Source organism: Streptomyces sp. NPDC041108 (assembly GCF_055592645.1).
The window spans coordinates 14,872-28,782 of the sequence record NZ_JBVIYK010000022.1 but is presented as its reverse complement, the minus strand read 5'-3'; the positions used below and the strand labels follow the sequence as shown (position 1 = coordinate 28,782).

Annotated in this window: 14 protein-coding genes and 1 pseudogene; 3 read left to right on the top strand and 12 right to left on the bottom strand. The window is 69.7% G+C overall.

Annotated elements, in window-relative coordinates; genetic code table 11:
- Positions 1 to 226 precede the first annotated feature (226 nt).
- Positions 227 to 553: pseudogene (locus ACZ6BB_RS37485) on the top strand (transposase); the annotation flags it as partial.
- Positions 554 to 697: 144 nt separating this feature from the next.
- On the opposite strand, the gene ACZ6BB_RS37480 reads toward ACZ6BB_RS37485, so the two are convergent.
- The 12 genes from ACZ6BB_RS37480 to ACZ6BB_RS37425 all read right to left on the bottom strand — a co-directional run bounded on the left by ACZ6BB_RS37480 (position 698) and on the right by ACZ6BB_RS37425 (position 11,621).
- A complete protein-coding gene (locus ACZ6BB_RS37480) occupies positions 698 to 1,330 on the bottom strand; it encodes a DUF6368 family protein (protein ID WP_471619594.1) in 633 nt (210 codons plus the stop codon).
- Positions 1,331 to 1,441: 111 nt separating this feature from the next.
- Positions 1,442 to 2,515 carry an ABC transporter permease gene (locus tag ACZ6BB_RS37475; protein ID WP_471619593.1) on the bottom strand — a complete coding sequence of 358 codons (1,074 nt, stop codon included), beginning with the start codon at positions 2,513 to 2,515 and terminating at the stop codon, positions 1,442 to 1,444.
- 2 nt (positions 2,516 to 2,517) lie between these two features.
- The gene (locus ACZ6BB_RS37470; protein WP_471619592.1) at positions 2,518 to 4,059 is read right to left on the bottom strand and encodes a sugar ABC transporter ATP-binding protein; all 1,542 of its coding nucleotides are present in this window, start codon (positions 4,057 to 4,059) and stop codon (positions 2,518 to 2,520) included.
- Positions 4,056 to 5,222, bottom strand: a complete 1,167-nt coding sequence (locus ACZ6BB_RS37465) for a substrate-binding domain-containing protein (protein ID WP_471619591.1) — start codon at positions 5,220 to 5,222, stop codon at positions 4,056 to 4,058. Before ACZ6BB_RS37465 ends, ACZ6BB_RS37470 begins: the two co-directional genes overlap by 4 nt.
- Before the next feature lie 165 nt (positions 5,223 to 5,387).
- Positions 5,388 to 5,903, bottom strand: a complete 516-nt coding sequence (locus ACZ6BB_RS37460; RefSeq protein ID WP_471619590.1) for a cupin domain-containing protein — start codon at positions 5,901 to 5,903, stop codon at positions 5,388 to 5,390.
- A gap of 135 nt (positions 5,904 to 6,038) precedes the next feature.
- A complete protein-coding gene (locus ACZ6BB_RS37455; RefSeq protein WP_471619589.1) occupies positions 6,039 to 6,821 on the bottom strand; it encodes an SDR family NAD(P)-dependent oxidoreductase in 783 nt (260 codons plus the stop codon).
- Positions 6,818 to 7,609: a LysR substrate-binding domain-containing protein gene (locus ACZ6BB_RS37450; RefSeq protein ID WP_471619588.1), complete on the bottom strand. Its 792-nt coding sequence runs from the start codon at positions 7,607 to 7,609 to the stop codon at positions 6,818 to 6,820. The genes ACZ6BB_RS37455 and ACZ6BB_RS37450 overlap by 4 nt, the downstream gene beginning before the upstream one ends.
- A 136-nt stretch (positions 7,610 to 7,745) precedes the next feature.
- Positions 7,746 to 7,925 carry a LysR family transcriptional regulator gene (locus ACZ6BB_RS37445; RefSeq protein WP_471619587.1) on the bottom strand — a complete coding sequence of 60 codons (180 nt, stop codon included), beginning with the start codon at positions 7,923 to 7,925 and terminating at the stop codon, positions 7,746 to 7,748.
- Positions 7,926 to 8,149: 224 nt separating this feature from the next.
- The gene (locus ACZ6BB_RS37440; RefSeq protein ID WP_471619586.1) at positions 8,150 to 9,106 is read right to left on the bottom strand and encodes a fumarylacetoacetate hydrolase family protein; all 957 of its coding nucleotides are present in this window, start codon (positions 9,104 to 9,106) and stop codon (positions 8,150 to 8,152) included.
- Between the two features lie 18 nt (positions 9,107 to 9,124).
- Positions 9,125 to 10,147: an amidohydrolase family protein gene (locus ACZ6BB_RS37435; protein WP_471619585.1), complete on the bottom strand. Its 1,023-nt coding sequence runs from the start codon at positions 10,145 to 10,147 to the stop codon at positions 9,125 to 9,127.
- Positions 10,144 to 11,268, bottom strand: coding sequence for an FAD-dependent monooxygenase (locus ACZ6BB_RS37430; RefSeq protein WP_471619584.1), 1,125 nt, complete (start codon positions 11,266 to 11,268; stop codon positions 10,144 to 10,146). The genes ACZ6BB_RS37435 and ACZ6BB_RS37430 overlap by 4 nt, the downstream gene beginning before the upstream one ends.
- Positions 11,269 to 11,315: 47 nt before the next feature.
- Positions 11,316 to 11,621, bottom strand: a complete 306-nt coding sequence (locus ACZ6BB_RS37425) for an antibiotic biosynthesis monooxygenase family protein (protein WP_471619583.1) — start codon at positions 11,619 to 11,621, stop codon at positions 11,316 to 11,318.
- Positions 11,622 to 11,950: 329 nt separating this feature from the next.
- Between ACZ6BB_RS37425 and ACZ6BB_RS37420 the strand changes: the two genes are divergently transcribed.
- Positions 11,951 to 12,928 carry a fumarylacetoacetate hydrolase family protein gene (locus ACZ6BB_RS37420; RefSeq protein ID WP_471619582.1) on the top strand — a complete coding sequence of 326 codons (978 nt, stop codon included), beginning with the start codon at positions 11,951 to 11,953 and terminating at the stop codon, positions 12,926 to 12,928.
- Positions 12,925 to 13,878, top strand: coding sequence for a VOC family protein (locus tag ACZ6BB_RS37415; protein ID WP_471619581.1), 954 nt, complete (start codon positions 12,925 to 12,927; stop codon positions 13,876 to 13,878). The genes ACZ6BB_RS37420 and ACZ6BB_RS37415 overlap by 4 nt, the downstream gene beginning before the upstream one ends.
- Positions 13,879 to 13,911 lie beyond the last annotated feature (33 nt).

Sequence of the window (13,911 nt, the reverse complement as noted above, 5' to 3'; positions counted from 1 at the left end):
AGGTAATGGAGGTACCCCCCGCTTGGTAGTGGTGCTGACCCCCTGAGTGAGGCCAAGTGCAGCTTCGAAGGCAGCCATCTGCCCGTCGGGAGAGGAGAGACCGCGACGGTCATTGACTCATCACTGAGGTGCGACAACTGACTCCTCAGAAGACATAGGCCCCTTTAGCTCTGGTGGATCTCGTGTTTCAGGAACCTCCCTATGCGATTGTCAGGCCGTGGACGCGGCTGGTTGTGCGGCTTACTGTCAGATCGGGGTGTTCGCCGCCTACGCCACCAGCTCGGGCCGGGCCCTGGTCGACCGGGACCTCTACCTGCCGGAAGCCTGGACCTCCGACCGCGAGCGCTGCCGGGCGGCGAAGATCCCCGACGAACGGGGCTTTGCCACCAAGGGAGAACTGGCCCGGAACATCGTTCGCCGATGCCTCGCGGCGGGTCTGCCCGCCGCTTGGGTCACAGCGGACGAACCCTATGGGCAGGACTGGCATTTCCGCCGTCTGCTCGAACAACTCGATGTCGGCTACGTGGTCGCGGTGCGCCGCCACCGTGACGTCCTGGCCGCCGAACTCAAGGAACGCGCCCACATCCACAGCGCGAAAGGCATCCGCTGGGGCGGCCGACCGGCTCTCGCCGCATGATCAGACAACATGGCGAGCGTTCCAGGTCGCAGCGCCACTTCCGCCGCGAATCTGTCTGGGCTACTTGACCAGCCGGAAGGCGGGGTGCCCAACCCAGGCCCGCAGGAACTCCGCCGATCCCAGCGCCATCCAGTCGTCGCCCGCGATCCCCAACACCCCCGGGAGGCCGGCGACGACCGACGCCTGTCCATCCAGCAGCTCGACATTGGCCACGCCCCCGATGACGTCCATGACAGCGGCGGTCAGCAGGGCCGTGGCCACGTGGTCGATCTCGCGATTGCAGCAGGCGCTGACATTGACGGCATGTGTCGGTCTGAAGCCGAGGATGGCCTCCACCTCGGGCTCGTCCGCGTGCTCAGCCTCGAAGGTGCTCTCGTCGCCGACCCCCGGCCCCATCAAGTAGACCAGGAAGGGCCGACGCCAGTCCTCGCGCTGCGGATTGAATCCCACCAGGGCTGCGAGCTCCTCGTCCGCGATGGTGTTGCCGAGGAGCGGAAGCGGGAACGGCTTTCGCCCGTCCTTCTCCCGCCTGTCCTCGACGCCCAGTCGCTCTGCGGGCACGTTGACCTCGAAGAATCCGGGCCGCTTTTCGGCGAAGTGGGAGGAGAGCCCTACCATCAACGCTCGGAACTCCCGCAGCGCAGCCAGGGAGAGCGGCTCCGCCAACTCGATCACCAACGTCGGACCAGACATGCTGGGAGCCTAGTTTGATCGGCTCCGCGACCGCTCAAATTCTTCCCACACCGAGCCCAGCCGGTCCGAGCACCGACGCCGCCACCCCGGCGAACCTATGCGGTCAGAGCACTAGACGGCGGCTCCGGCGGCCCGCCTGCGCCCGAAGTAGGTGGACAGGCCCACGGCCAGCAGGAGCGCGGCGCCGTTGAAGACCGGGTCGACCCAGTCGCTGGCACCGGCCAGCGTGAGGCCGCTGACGGTCTCGGAGACGAACACCACGCCGATCATCGTGCCGAGCACGTTGAACCGGCCCGGCTCGATCGCGGTCGCGCCCAGGAACACCGCGGCCAAAGCGGGGAAGAGCAGGCTGGTGCCGCTGTCCGCGGTGGCTCCGCCGACACGGGCGGTTTGCAGGACGCCGGCGATCCCCGCGAGCGCTCCGGCGATGACAAAGGTCAGCAGCAGGTTGCGCCGGACGCGGATGCCGACCAGGTGCGCCGCTCTGGGGTTGGATCCCATCGCGTACAGGGCCCGCCCGTATGGGGTGTGGCCCAGCAGGTACCACATCAGGGCACCGAGAACGACGACGACGGACACCACGCGGGGTAGACCCAGCCACTGCTCGGAGCCGAAGTCGAGCAGGGCGGGCGAGACGCCCGCGCTGATGGTCTGGCCGCCCGAATACCACTGGATGACTCCGCCGAGGAGAGTGGCGCTGCCCAGGGTGGTGATGAACGAGCTCATCTGGAACCGGGCCACCATGACGCCGTTGACCAGTCCGATGAGCACGCCCGTCGCCACCGCGGCGAGTATCGCGGGCACGACACCCACGTCGTGGCGGGCCATGAGCGCCGCGCACACCAGGGAACTGGTCGCGGCGTTCGCCCCGAGGGAGAAGTCGAAGTAGCCGGCGGCCAGCGGCGCGAGGGCGGCCAGTGCCAGCAGGGCGATGACCGACTGGTTGCCGGTCACCACGCTGAGGTTGGCGGAGGTCGGGAAGACCGCGGCACTCGGCGGGTAGAGGCTGAAGAACACCGCCACGGCGATGGCCAGGGCGGGAAGGCTGTACCGCTCGGCGAGCCGCCCCGGCGACAGCGCGGACCGCCGGGTGCGCCGGGTGGGTTCCGTCTCCTCGGACGTCTCGGATTTCGGTGGGGGCGGGGGCGGCGGGGGCGAGGGTGCGGAAGAAGTGACACCGCTCATGGTCATGTCCTGGCTCCGGAGGTGAGGGACGGTGAACGCTGGACGAGGTGGACGAGGCGCTCGGCACTGAGCCCTTCGCCGTCGGCCTCGGTGACGACGCGGCCTTGGTTCAGCACGAGGACCCGGTCGCACAGGGCTGCCAGTTCCTCCAGGTCGGAGGAGGCGACCAGGACCGCGCACCCAGTGGCAGCGGTGCGGCGGACCACCGTGTAGATGTCGGCGCGGGACATCACGTCCACGCCCTGGGTGGGCTCGTCGAGGAGCAGCAGCTGGGGGTCGCGGCGCAGCCAGCGGCCCAGTACGGCCTTCTGCTGGTTGCCGCCGGACAGGGTGCTGAACGCCGCCTCGACGGAAGGTGCCTTCACGCCGTAGCGGCTCACGAGGTCCTGGCTGTCGCTGCGTTCGGCCCCTTGGTCCAGGCGCCAGCGCCGCCAGTAGTGGTTCAGCACCGACATCGACAGGTTGGCCCGCAGCGGGAGGTCCGGGAACGCGGCGTCAGCGCCGCGGTCTTCAGGGACGTAGGCGACGCGGGCACGCATCGCATCGCCGGGGCCGGTGAAGGACACCCTGGCGCCGTCGAGTTCGATGGTGCCGCCGGTCGGCCGGTGGGCGCCGAAGAGGGTGCGCAGCAGCGAGGTGCGGCCGGAGCCGAGCAGGCCCGCGACGCCGACGATCTCACCTGCGCCCACCTTGAGGTCAACGCCACTGAGCGGGCCGCCGGTCAGGTCGGTGACCGTGAGCACCGGGTGGGGCCGGCTCGTGCTCACGGTCGGACGCACGGCCTCGTCCAGTGCGCGCCCGGCGATGAGCTCCACCAGGTCGGACTCCGTGGGGCGGTGGTCCACGAGGGTGCCGGCGACCCGTCCGTCCCGCAGCACGGTGTAGTCGTCGGTGACGGCGATGACCTCGCTCAGGCGGTGGCTGACGAGGATCACCGTCTGCCCCTGGTCGGCACGCCGGCGTACGGACTCCAGAAGGAAGCTCGCCTCGTGCTCGGGCAGGCTCGCCGTGGGTTCGTCGAGGACCAGGACGAGGTCGTCCCCGTCGGTCTCCTGCAGTGCCCGGGCAATGGCGACCATGGTGCGGGCGGCCGGGCGCAGGGTGCCGAGCGGGGCGCGGGGGTCGGCGTCGATCTCGAACCGCTCCAGCAGTTGGGCGACCCGGTCGTGCAGCGCCCTCCAGCTGATCCGGGCGCCCGTCCGGGTGGGCCAGCCGGAGGCGAGCGCGATGTTCTCCGCCACGGTGAGGTCGTCGAAGACCCCGAGGTCCTGGTGGACGAAGCGGAGCCCGGCCGCCTGTGCGGTGGCGGCCGAGAAGTGCCGGGCTTCCCAGCTCTGCTCACCGACCTCGATCGTGCCGCCGTCGGCGCTGTGTGCGCCGGCGAGGATCTTGATGGTGGTGGACTTGCCGGAGCCGTTGCCGCCGAGCAGCGCGTGGACCGTGCCGGCACGGACCCGGAGGTCCGTGCCGTGGAGCACCGTGGTACCGCCGAACTGCTTCGTCAGCCCGGTGATCCGCAGTGCCGTGCCGGACGGGCGGCTCACTGCTTCCCCCACCCGGTGGTGTAGTGCTTGACGTAGTCGACGGGCGGCTCGTAGGGGCTGCCCTTCTTGGGCAGGTTGTGGTCGGCGTCGATGCCGACGAGGCCGACGCCCGCCGACTCCGCGGGCTTCTGGCCCGCCAGCAGACGGACGGCGTCGTCGACGGCGGCCCACGACAGCTGCTTCGAGGAGTAGCCGACGTCGCCGTCCTGCGCGCCGCCGCTGCGGATGACGTCGGCGTTGGCCGCGCCGCCGAAGTTGCCGACCACCGTGAGCTGGGCACTCCGCCCGGAGGAGGATATGGCCTGGCCGATGCCCGCCTGGAGCCAGCCGTCGATCGGGAAGGCGACCGCGTTCACGGTCGGCGCCCCGAGGAGGGCGGAGGAGAACTTGGAGCCGAGCGTGTTGTTGACGAGATCCTGGTTGCCGACGTCGAGCTGCTTGACGACCTCGCAGCCGGCGCACTTCTTGAGCTCGTCACGGAAGCCCTTGGTGATCATCGGGCCCCAGATCGGGTCGGTGAAGTTGACCAGGAGCACCTTCGCCTTGCCGTTGGTCTTGCCGATGACGTAGTCGGCCTGGAGCGCGCCCATCCGAGCGCGGTAGTCCGCGAGGGTCATGCTCTTGAGGGGGGTGGTGACCGCGGAGTACAGCTTCTTGCCGCCGGCTGCGTCGCAGTCCATGCCGCCGTTGCCGATGGTGATGATTTTGGCCTTCTTGGCCTCGCCGAGGGGGCCTTGGACGGCCGGGCAGTCGACGCCCACGGGCACGATCACGTCGGCCTTGGCGCTGATCGCCTGCCGGATGCAGGCCCCCCAACCGCCGGGGTTGAGCTTGCCGTCACAGAGCTTGGTCTTCCAGCCTGCGGCCTTGCCGGCCGCCATGGCGGCCACGCTGGGCTCCACACATCCGGGCGACTGCTGGCCGCAGGAGATGACCCACAGGTTCACCCCTGCCTTCGGCTTCGCGGTGACCTCCGGCAAGTCACCGGTGGCGCCCTTGAAGGCCGTCTCCAGGGCGGCGCGCGCCTCCTTGGAGGTCCCGGAGTCGGAGGACCCGCCGGCCGAGGTGCTTTCGGAGGCACCGCAGGCGGCGGTGACGGCGGTGACCGCCGCGACGATCAGGGGCAGGGCGAGTCTGCGGAGTGAACGCCTTTGTTCGGACACGATTCTCCTTGGGGAGCGGTGGCGGAAACGTCGCCATTCCGGAGTCGGTGATGGCTGGAATTGAACACAGCAGGCGACTGCGAGGGAAATTGCCAATCCGCATGAGTGTCATCGCGGAGCACGATGCGTTGATCCTGCTGATCCGCGGCCACTTCGGCAGCGATATCAGGGGTGATTGGGATCCGTCAGCAGGCTTTCCATGACTCCCTCGGGAAGCCGCTTAGTGAGCCGGTCGGAGAATTCGCCGTCGACAAGTACGAACGCCATCCGGGCGACTGCTCCGCAGCGGTTCTCCCAACGGTGATCGGTGCCCCGCTGTACGACCACATCCCCTGGCCGCAGCACGGTCTCCGTGTCGTCGAGCACCAGGACGACCTCGCCCTGCAGCACGATGCCGTAGTCGACGGTCTGCGTACGGTGCATCGGTGACACGGCACCCGGCGGGAACTCGTTGATCCTGATCTTCGTACCGTTCGGGTCGGGCGGCACGGTCAGGGAGATCTGCGTCGGCTCCGGTTCGTCAGGGTCTATGAGGGCCGGCGTTTCGCGGGTGTTCCACAGCTCGTGGAAGACCGCGCCGTCCGGTGCGGTCCGCACCACGGGCGGCGGTCCGTCCGAGAGGAACACCGATTTTCCGTTGTCGTCGTGACCGGTGACGACCCGGCGAGAGATCCAGCTCATACAGCTCACCTTTCAGCGAACGAATGAAATCAGCGTGGTGAATGAATCGGCGCGCTGTCGGAAAAGGGCACAGCGCAGCCCGCCGTCCGGTGCGATAAACACCGCAGGGCGTCAGAGGCGGAAAAATGCGGAGGGCTACACGGCGTCGAGCGCGTCGGTGAACGCCTTGGTGCCGCCGTGTGCCGAGAATCCCCCGTCGACGGTGATCTCGGCGCCGTTGACGTACGCCGACTCATCGGAGAGGAGGTACACCACCAGCGGTGCCACCTCCTCGGGGACCCCGGCCCGGTTCATGGGCGTCATCGACAGATGCGCCTTCACGAACACGGGGTTGGCGTTGGCCATGATCGGCGTGTCGATGTATCCGGGGTGGATGATGTTCGTACGGATCCCCCGGGGAGCCAGCTCCAGCGCCGCGACCTTCGACAGTCCGCGCAGTGCCCACTTGCTGGCGGTGTAGGCGACCGCGTGGTGGGCGACGAGGCCGGCGACCGAACCGACGTTGACGATCGAGCCTCCTTCGCGCATCAGTGGGGCCATGGCCTGCATGCCCAGCAGGGCGCCGGTGGTGTTGACCGCGAAGGCCCTGTTCCAGTCGGCGACGTCGACCTCGCCGAGCCGCGCGCGTACCGGCACGCCGGCGTTGTTGACCAGGCCGTGCAGGGGACGGCCGAGTGTCTCCAGCCAGTCGGCGAGAGCGGCCCAGTCGTCGGGTGAGGAGACGTCGAGGTGCCGGTAGTGGACGTCCAGGCCCTGGGCGGTCAGGGAGGCGGCGAGGGCCTCGCCGTCCTCGCCGAGGACGTCGGTGGCGAAGACGGTGGCGCCCTCGCGGGCCGCGGCCTCTGCCTCGGCGGCACCCTGGCCCCGGGCGGCGCCGGTGACGACAATGCTTCGGCCTTCCAGGCGCCTTCGACTCACGGCTTCCTCCTGTTTCTTGCCTGTGTCCCGTCCGGGCACTCGGCCGTACCCGGCACGGGACTCACGCTAGGAAGCGGCGACGAGATACGGAAACGGTTGTTGCCGATGTCTGGCATCCGGAGCCGCCATGGCTTGAACGGCGGCAGCGCCGGTCGCCGATGCCACGGCGGCGGGAGCCGGCATGCCGGGTTCGGCCAGTTCCGCGCCGACACGACGGACCACGCCGCGCAGCCACGTGTGCCCGGGGTCCGTATGGCGCTTGTGATGCCAGTACATTGCCTCGACCAGTGGCAGCTCGTCGGGGACGGCGCCGGTACGACGGCACAGTGCGCGAAGCCTGCGTACCGGCGGGCCAGCCGTTCCGGCACCATCGCCACCAGATCGGTGCCACTCACCACGAACGGCAGGACACTGAAACCCGGGGTGCTGACCTGGATCCTCGGAGTGATCCCGAGCACCTCCAGCTGACGGTCCGACGGGGTGGGGCTCTTGGCGAATCCGGCCGCGGCGTGCGGCATCTCCGCCAGGTCCCGAAGGCTCAGCCGTCCGTCCACCAGCCGTGGGTTGTCCGGGTCGACGATGCACACGAACCGGTCGCGCAGCACAGCCTCGTTGACCCCGGGCACCCCGTAGCCGAGCGGCGCGATCAGCAGGTCGTGGCAGGCCAGATGCGTCTCGCTCGCCAGCTGTCCGGGCGTGGGGTGGAAGTCGATGCGCACGCCCGGCGCTTCCTGCCCGATGACCCGCAGGAGCGGCTCCACCATCACCGTCATCATGTAGTCGGACATGACGGCGGAGAACCGTTGGTGGCCGGTGGCTGGATCGAACCGACGGTCAGGGACAGGGGGACAGGGCCTCCTCGGCCTTCTGCAGGGACGCCTGTACGACGGGCAGGAGGCGCTCCGCGAGCGGCGTCAGCTCGTACTACTCCCGGCCCACCCGCACCGGCAGCTCGTCGTCGAAGTGTCGGCGCAGCCGCGCCAGCGAGCCGCTCATCGCGGACTGGCTGGTGTTCAGACGTTCACCCGCCCGGGTGACGTTCTTCTGCTGCAACAGCGCTTCGAGCGCCACCAGCAGGGTGAGATCGATCGTTCCGAGCCCCATCCGAGTCCCCTGCCGGCAACGTCGCCGAACGAGCGCCGGACCGCGGGATTAACCAGGGCGGTGAGCTTAACCGGGAGCAATCAGGCAAGGAAGGGGTGGCGTGCGGCCGTCACGGAGATCCGTACCAGCCATCGGTGCCACGGATGACAGCCGCGACGCCACCCGTGGTGCTGGTGCGGTCCGCCGCAGCAGCCCGTGGACGTGCGGCTCTACGGTTCCCACGCTCAGGGCCGCGGGGTACGCCCGCGCCTGCGGGCCCGGGGCAGGTAGACGTCCTGGCGGCCCGGCACGATCCGGTTGGACACGCTGCCGAGCCGTTCCACGGTCAGCGTCACCACGTCACCCGGGGTGAGCGGGGGCGGGGTCCGCTCGCCGTTGCGGCCCCAGTGTTCCGCCAGGGCGCCCCAGCCACAGGTGCCCGAGCCCAGCAGGTCTCCCGGGCACACCCAGGTGTCGCGGCTGGCGTAGGCGATCATCTCCTCGAAGGTCCACGAGCAGTTGGCGAGGGTGTCACGGCCGATGACGTCGCCGTTGACGGTGACGGTCATCTCCAGGTCGAGGAACCCGTCGGGGTCCCTGCGGTCCTCCACCTCGTCCGCGGTCACCAGGAACGGGCCGAGGGTGTTGGCGAAGTCCTTGCCCTTGGAGAAACCCAGCCCGAGGCTCTTCTCCGGTTTCTGCAGGTCACGGGCGGACCAGTCGTTGAACACCAGGTAGCCGACGATGTGGTCCCCGGCCTGCTCGGGCGTGAGGTCCCGCCCGGGACGGCCGATCACGGCGGCCACCTCCAGCTCGCAGTCGAGCACCGAGCACCCGGCCGGGACCGGCACCTCGTCGTGGGCGCCGTAGGCGGCGTGCGGGTTGGTGAAGTAGAAGTTCGGCGCCCGGTACCACTCCTCCGGGATGTGCTCCAGACCGTCCAGGGCCTTCGAGACGCCCTCGATGTGCGCCTCGAAGCCCACGAAGTCACGGATCGACGGCGGCTTCAGCGGAGGCAGCAACCGGACGTCCTCGACCCGTGGACCGCCGTCCCCGGCCAGGGCCCGCTCGCCCGCCTCCCGCAACGTCCCGTTCTCCAGGAGCGACAGCACCGTGGTGCCGTCCGGCAGCGGGTGGATCACCCCGTCCCGGACGACACCCGCGCGCTCGGCGCCTTCGTGCTCGTATGTCGCGAAACGCATCGTGTGTCTCTCCCGTGCTCAGTGGTGGGTGGGGGTGGGTGCCCGCAGGACCGTCCCCAGCAGGTCCATGGCGTTGCCGCCGGCGATCGCGGCCCGGACCCCCGGGTCCAGCCCCGCGGCGTCCAGGCGCGCCACCGGGTCCTCGACGCCCATGTCGAAGGGATGGTCGGTGCCGAGAACGACACGGTCCGCCCCGGCCTCCTCGACCAGGTGGCGCAGTCCCCGGGGCGTGTAGACCAAGGCGTCGAACCACATGCGCCGCAGGTAGGTGCTCGGCGGGTGGGCGCAGCCCCGCGCGTCCTGGCGTACCTGCCATGCGTGGTCGGACCGTCCGATGTACGTGGGCAGGTAGCCGCCGCCGTGCGCGGCGACCAGCTTCAGCCCCGGGAAGCGGTCGAGTGTGCCGCCGAAGATCAGCCGGGACAGCGCGACGGTGGTCTCCACGGGCTGGCCGACGGTGTTGCCGAGGTAGTGGACGGCGAGCCGTTCCCCGAGGGAACAGCCCCACGGGTGGACGAACACCACCGCACCCAGCGCCTCGGCCTTGGCCCACACCGGGTCGTGGGCGGGGTCGGCCGGCTCGCGGCCGTCGACGGAGGTGGAGACGCTGATCCCGTACAGCCCGAGTCCGGTGACCGCCTCCTGAAGCAGCTCCACTGCGAGGTGCGGGTGCTGCAGCGGCACGGTGCCCAGGCCGCACAGCCGCTCCGGAGCCTGCGCGCAGTGCGCGGCGACCGCCTCATTGGTCGTACGGGCCAGGCGCTGCGCGAGGTCCTCCCCGGCCCAGTAGTGGTGCATGGGCATCGGCCCGACCACCTGGATGTCGACGCCCATCGTGTCGAGGTCCGCCAGCCTTGCCCGTACGTCGGTCAGCTTGGGCCGCAGCCGGGACAACTGGGCGCGGTTGGCCGCCAGCGACTCGGGCGCGTGCGCCCGCTGCTCGGCTGCGAACTCGGCCGCGAGTCCCTCCGTACCGGCGCACAGCTCGTCCGCCGCGGGGACGGCCAAGTGGCCGTGGAAGTCCACGACAGGCGTGATCATGCCGGGGCGCGCAGCGCGTCGAGGGTCTCGGTCATCAGCCGGGCCGGGTGGGCCCCCGGCGTCTCCGGGTCGATCTCCCACTCGGCCAGCTTCAGGGAGTTCTCCAGCACCATCCGCACACGGGGCATCCGCCGTGCCATGAACGCCTTGAGCGCGATCTCGACCGGGTCGTCACCGACGAGCAGCTCCGCGAGGACCACCGCGTCCTCGGCGCACATCGCCGCGCCCTGCGCGACCAGGGGCGGGCACGCGTGCGCCGCGTCACCGATCACGATCGTCCGCTCCCGGTACCACGGCTCGTCGACCATCACGGTCTCGATCCAGCGGTAGTCGACCGCCGTGTCGTCGGGCAGCGCGGCGATGAGCCTGCCCCAGGTGCCGCCGTATCCCTCGCCGCGTTCACGCAGCAGGGACACCGGGGCGGACGGACCCACCAGAGAAGCGTCCAGGTTCTCGTCCAGCAGGTAGGCGTAGCACTTGTCCGGGGAGATGGGGCTGTAGCCGGCCTTGTAGCGGGGGCCGCCGTAGTAGACCTCGTGGCAGTCCAGCTCGGCCGGGCGGTCGGCGACCACCCGGAAGATGGACATGCCGACCGGGCGCGGCTCGACGGTGATGCCGATCAGGGAGCGCATGTGCGACTTGATGCCGTCCGCGCCGACGACCAGGTCGTAGTTCCCCGTGGTGCCGTCGGTGAAGGTCACGTCCGTACGGCTGGTCGACTGTTCCAACCGCTCGACGGTGAGGCCCAGCCGGACGTGCACCCCTTGGGCGTACACCGCGTCGCACAGGGCGTTCTGGAGGTCGGAGCGGAGTGCGCCGGCCGTCGAGGGAAGGTCGGGTCCGCCGGTGTGGGCGACCGCAAGATCGGTGATCAGCTCGCCGTCCGCCTGACGCAGTCGCAGACCGTCGTAGGGCACCGCCCGGGCGAGCACCTTGTCCAGGACGCCCACCGAGCGCAGCGCCTTCAGCGCGTTGCCCTGGAGGGTGATGCCGTTGCCGACACCGAACCACTGAGATGAGATCTCGACCAGGTCGACGTCGACGCCTCGCTGCGTCAGCGCGAGCGACAGCACGCTTCCGGTGATGCCGCCGCCGACGACGAGCACCTTGTCCACTGCCATGGGCATTCCTTGCCGTGTGAGATGTGAGGTAGGGGAAGGCCGGTCCGTCAGCCGGTGAAGCGCTCCCCGAGTTCGTGGTGGTGCTCGACGACGGGGGCCTTGTCGAAGTACGGGCCCACCAGGGAACGCCAGCGCTGGAACCGCTCGGAGCTGCGGAAACCGACGGTGTGCGCCTCGACGCTGTCCCAGCCGACGAGCAGCAGGTAGGTCTGCGGCCGCTCCTCGCAGCGCAGCAACTCGGCCCAGCGGAAGCCGTCGGCCTCGGCCAGAACCTTGCGTCCCTCGGCGAAGGCCGCCTCGAACTGCTGCTCCTGGCCGGCCGATACGGCCAGTTCCGCGTGCTCGACGATCACCAGATTCTCCTGACGTTCCGGGTGCGGCGGTCCAGCACACCCAACGCCCGCCGTCGGGTCTGCGTTGCATGACCCTCCGTGAGTGGCGACCGCGCGGTCAACGGATTCGGGCATCGCGAATCAGCACGTCATCCATGCCCTACGGCGATGGACCAGCCGGAACCATGCGCGATCCGGGATGACGGAGAGTAGTGGCCGAACGTGATGGCTGGCATCGCCGATGACCATTTCCGCCGGGCCCTCGCGGCTGCCTAGCGTTCCCCGTGGATGCCGTGTCCGCATCCCGTGTCCTGTCACTTCCCCTGTCACCCATGGACGAGGAGTCGCTCGTGCCTGATCGTCTACCCCTGCACGCCGGGCCGTTCGCGCTCGGCACCTTCAGCCGCGATGGCGGCGATCCGTTCCCGGGACTGGTCACCGCCACCCGGGTGCGCGATCTGTCGCACGTGGCGGCGTCGGTGCGTGCGCTGGTCGAGGACTGGGACGGGGTGCTGCCGCGGCTGGCCGCTCTCGCCGAGGAACCGCAGACACCGGACGGCGCCTGGCACGACTTGGCCGACCTGCGCGTGCACGCCCCGATCGAGCCCGGCCAGATCCTCCAGTCGGGTGCCAACTACCGGCGTCACGTGGTGGATCTGGTCGCGGCCGAGAAGGAGAGCGTGCACGGGGCCACCCCGGACGAGGCGCGGGCCGACGCCGAGAAGATGATGGACGAACGCGCCCGCAACGGCGTGCCGTACATCTTCCTCGGCTCGCCGCGCGCGATGTGCGGCCCCTACGACGAGGTGGTGCTGCCGGAGCTCGGCGAGCAGCACGACTGGGAGCTGGAGCTCGCGCTTGTCATCGCCCGTGAAGGGCGGAACATCGCCCCGGAGGACGCGTGGTCGTATGTCGCCGGCTACACGATCTGCAACGACATCACGACCCGTGACCGGCTCTACCGCCCGGATCTGAAGGCCATCGGCACCGACTGGTTCACCGCCAAGAACGCCGACACCTTCCTGCCGACCGGGCCGTTCGTGGTGCCGGCCGGCTTCGCCGGCGACTCGTCCGACTTCCGGATCACCCTGCGCCACAACGGAGTCGTACGCCAGGACGAGTCGACGAAGGACATGATCTTCGACATCCCCCGGCTCATCGCCTACGCCTCGACCACCAGCACCCTGCGCCCGGGAGACCTGCTGCTCACCGGCTCGCCGGCCGGCAATGGCGCCCACTGGAACGTGTTCCTGGCGCCCGGCGACGTCATGGAGGCCGACATCACCGGCCTCGGGCACCAGCGCAACACCGTCAGGAGCATCCGATGACCTCGACTTCTTCCGACGCCTTCCAGCCCATCACACATCTGCGTCACTTCGACCTGGCCGTGCCCGACTTCGACCAGCAGCGCACCTTCTACTCCGAGGTGTGGGGACTGACCGAGATCGCGGGCGACAGCGGCATCGCGTTCTTCGCGGCCGAGGGCAGCCCCGAGCAGTACGTCGTCCGCATCCGCAAGGACCAGCGCAAGCGCATGGATCTGGTCGCCTTCGGCGCCGCCTCGGTATCCGATGTCGACGAGCTGGCCGCACGGCTGGGCACCGCGGACGTCCCCCTGGTCAGCGAACCGGACGCCATGGACACTCCGGGAGGCGGCTACGGCTTTCGGTTCTTCGACCCCGACGGGAGGGTCGTCGAAGTCTCCGCGGACGTGGAGAACAGGGTCCACCGCAAGATCGAGGAGAGGGAGGCGGTCCCGGTCCGGCTCTCGCACTGCGTGGTGAACTCCACCGATCCGGCGGGACTTCGGGACTTCTACGCGCGGCACCTGGGCTTCCGGCTCTCCGACACCCTGTTCTCGCAGCACATGGGTGACCTCATGTACTTCATGCGGTGCAACCCGTTGCACCACTCCTTCGCCATCGCGCGCGGCCCCCATGTCTCCCTGCACCACGCGTCGTTCGAGATGCGCGGAGTGGAGGAGTACATGCGCGGCACCGGACGGGCGCTGCGCGCCGGGACACGGCTGACCTGGGGGCCCGGCCGCCACCTGGCGGGCGACAACACCTTCGCCTACTTCCACGACCCGCACGGCAACACCGTCGAGTACACCACGGAACTCGCCGTCCTGGAGGAGGACCTGTGGCACCCCGGACGGCACGACGTGGACGATCCGCAGACGCAGGACCAGTGGGGCACCGCAGACCCGATGAGCGAGTCGGTGGCCAAGGAACAGTTCAACGACCCCGACGTGCTGTTCGAGGCCCCGCCCGTGTGACCGGGATGTAATCAGCACCCGCCGCCCCCTCTG

Excerpts from the sequence above, each read along its gene's own strand:
- ACZ6BB_RS37480 (WP_471619594.1), bottom strand. The coding sequence starts at position 1,330 with ATGTCTGGTCCGACGTTGGTGATCGAGTTGGCGGAGCCGCTCTCCCTG.
- ACZ6BB_RS37475 (WP_471619593.1), bottom strand. The coding sequence starts at position 2,515 with ATGAGCGGTGTCACTTCTTCCGCACCCTCGCCCCCGCCGCCCCCGCCC.
- ACZ6BB_RS37460 (WP_471619590.1), bottom strand. The coding sequence starts at position 5,903 with ATGAGCTGGATCTCTCGCCGGGTCGTCACCGGTCACGACGACAACGGA.
- ACZ6BB_RS37450 (WP_471619588.1), bottom strand. The coding sequence starts at position 7,609 with ATGTCCGACTACATGATGACGGTGATGGTGGAGCCGCTCCTGCGGGTC.
- ACZ6BB_RS37445 (WP_471619587.1), bottom strand. The coding sequence starts at position 7,925 with ATGGGGCTCGGAACGATCGATCTCACCCTGCTGGTGGCGCTCGAAGCG.
- ACZ6BB_RS37440 (WP_471619586.1), bottom strand. The coding sequence starts at position 9,106 with ATGCGTTTCGCGACATACGAGCACGAAGGCGCCGAGCGCGCGGGTGTC.
- ACZ6BB_RS37435 (WP_471619585.1), bottom strand. The coding sequence starts at position 10,147 with ATGATCACGCCTGTCGTGGACTTCCACGGCCACTTGGCCGTCCCCGCG.
- ACZ6BB_RS37430 (WP_471619584.1), bottom strand. The coding sequence starts at position 11,268 with ATGGCAGTGGACAAGGTGCTCGTCGTCGGCGGCGGCATCACCGGAAGC.
- ACZ6BB_RS37415 (WP_471619581.1), top strand. The coding sequence starts at position 12,925 with ATGACCTCGACTTCTTCCGACGCCTTCCAGCCCATCACACATCTGCGT.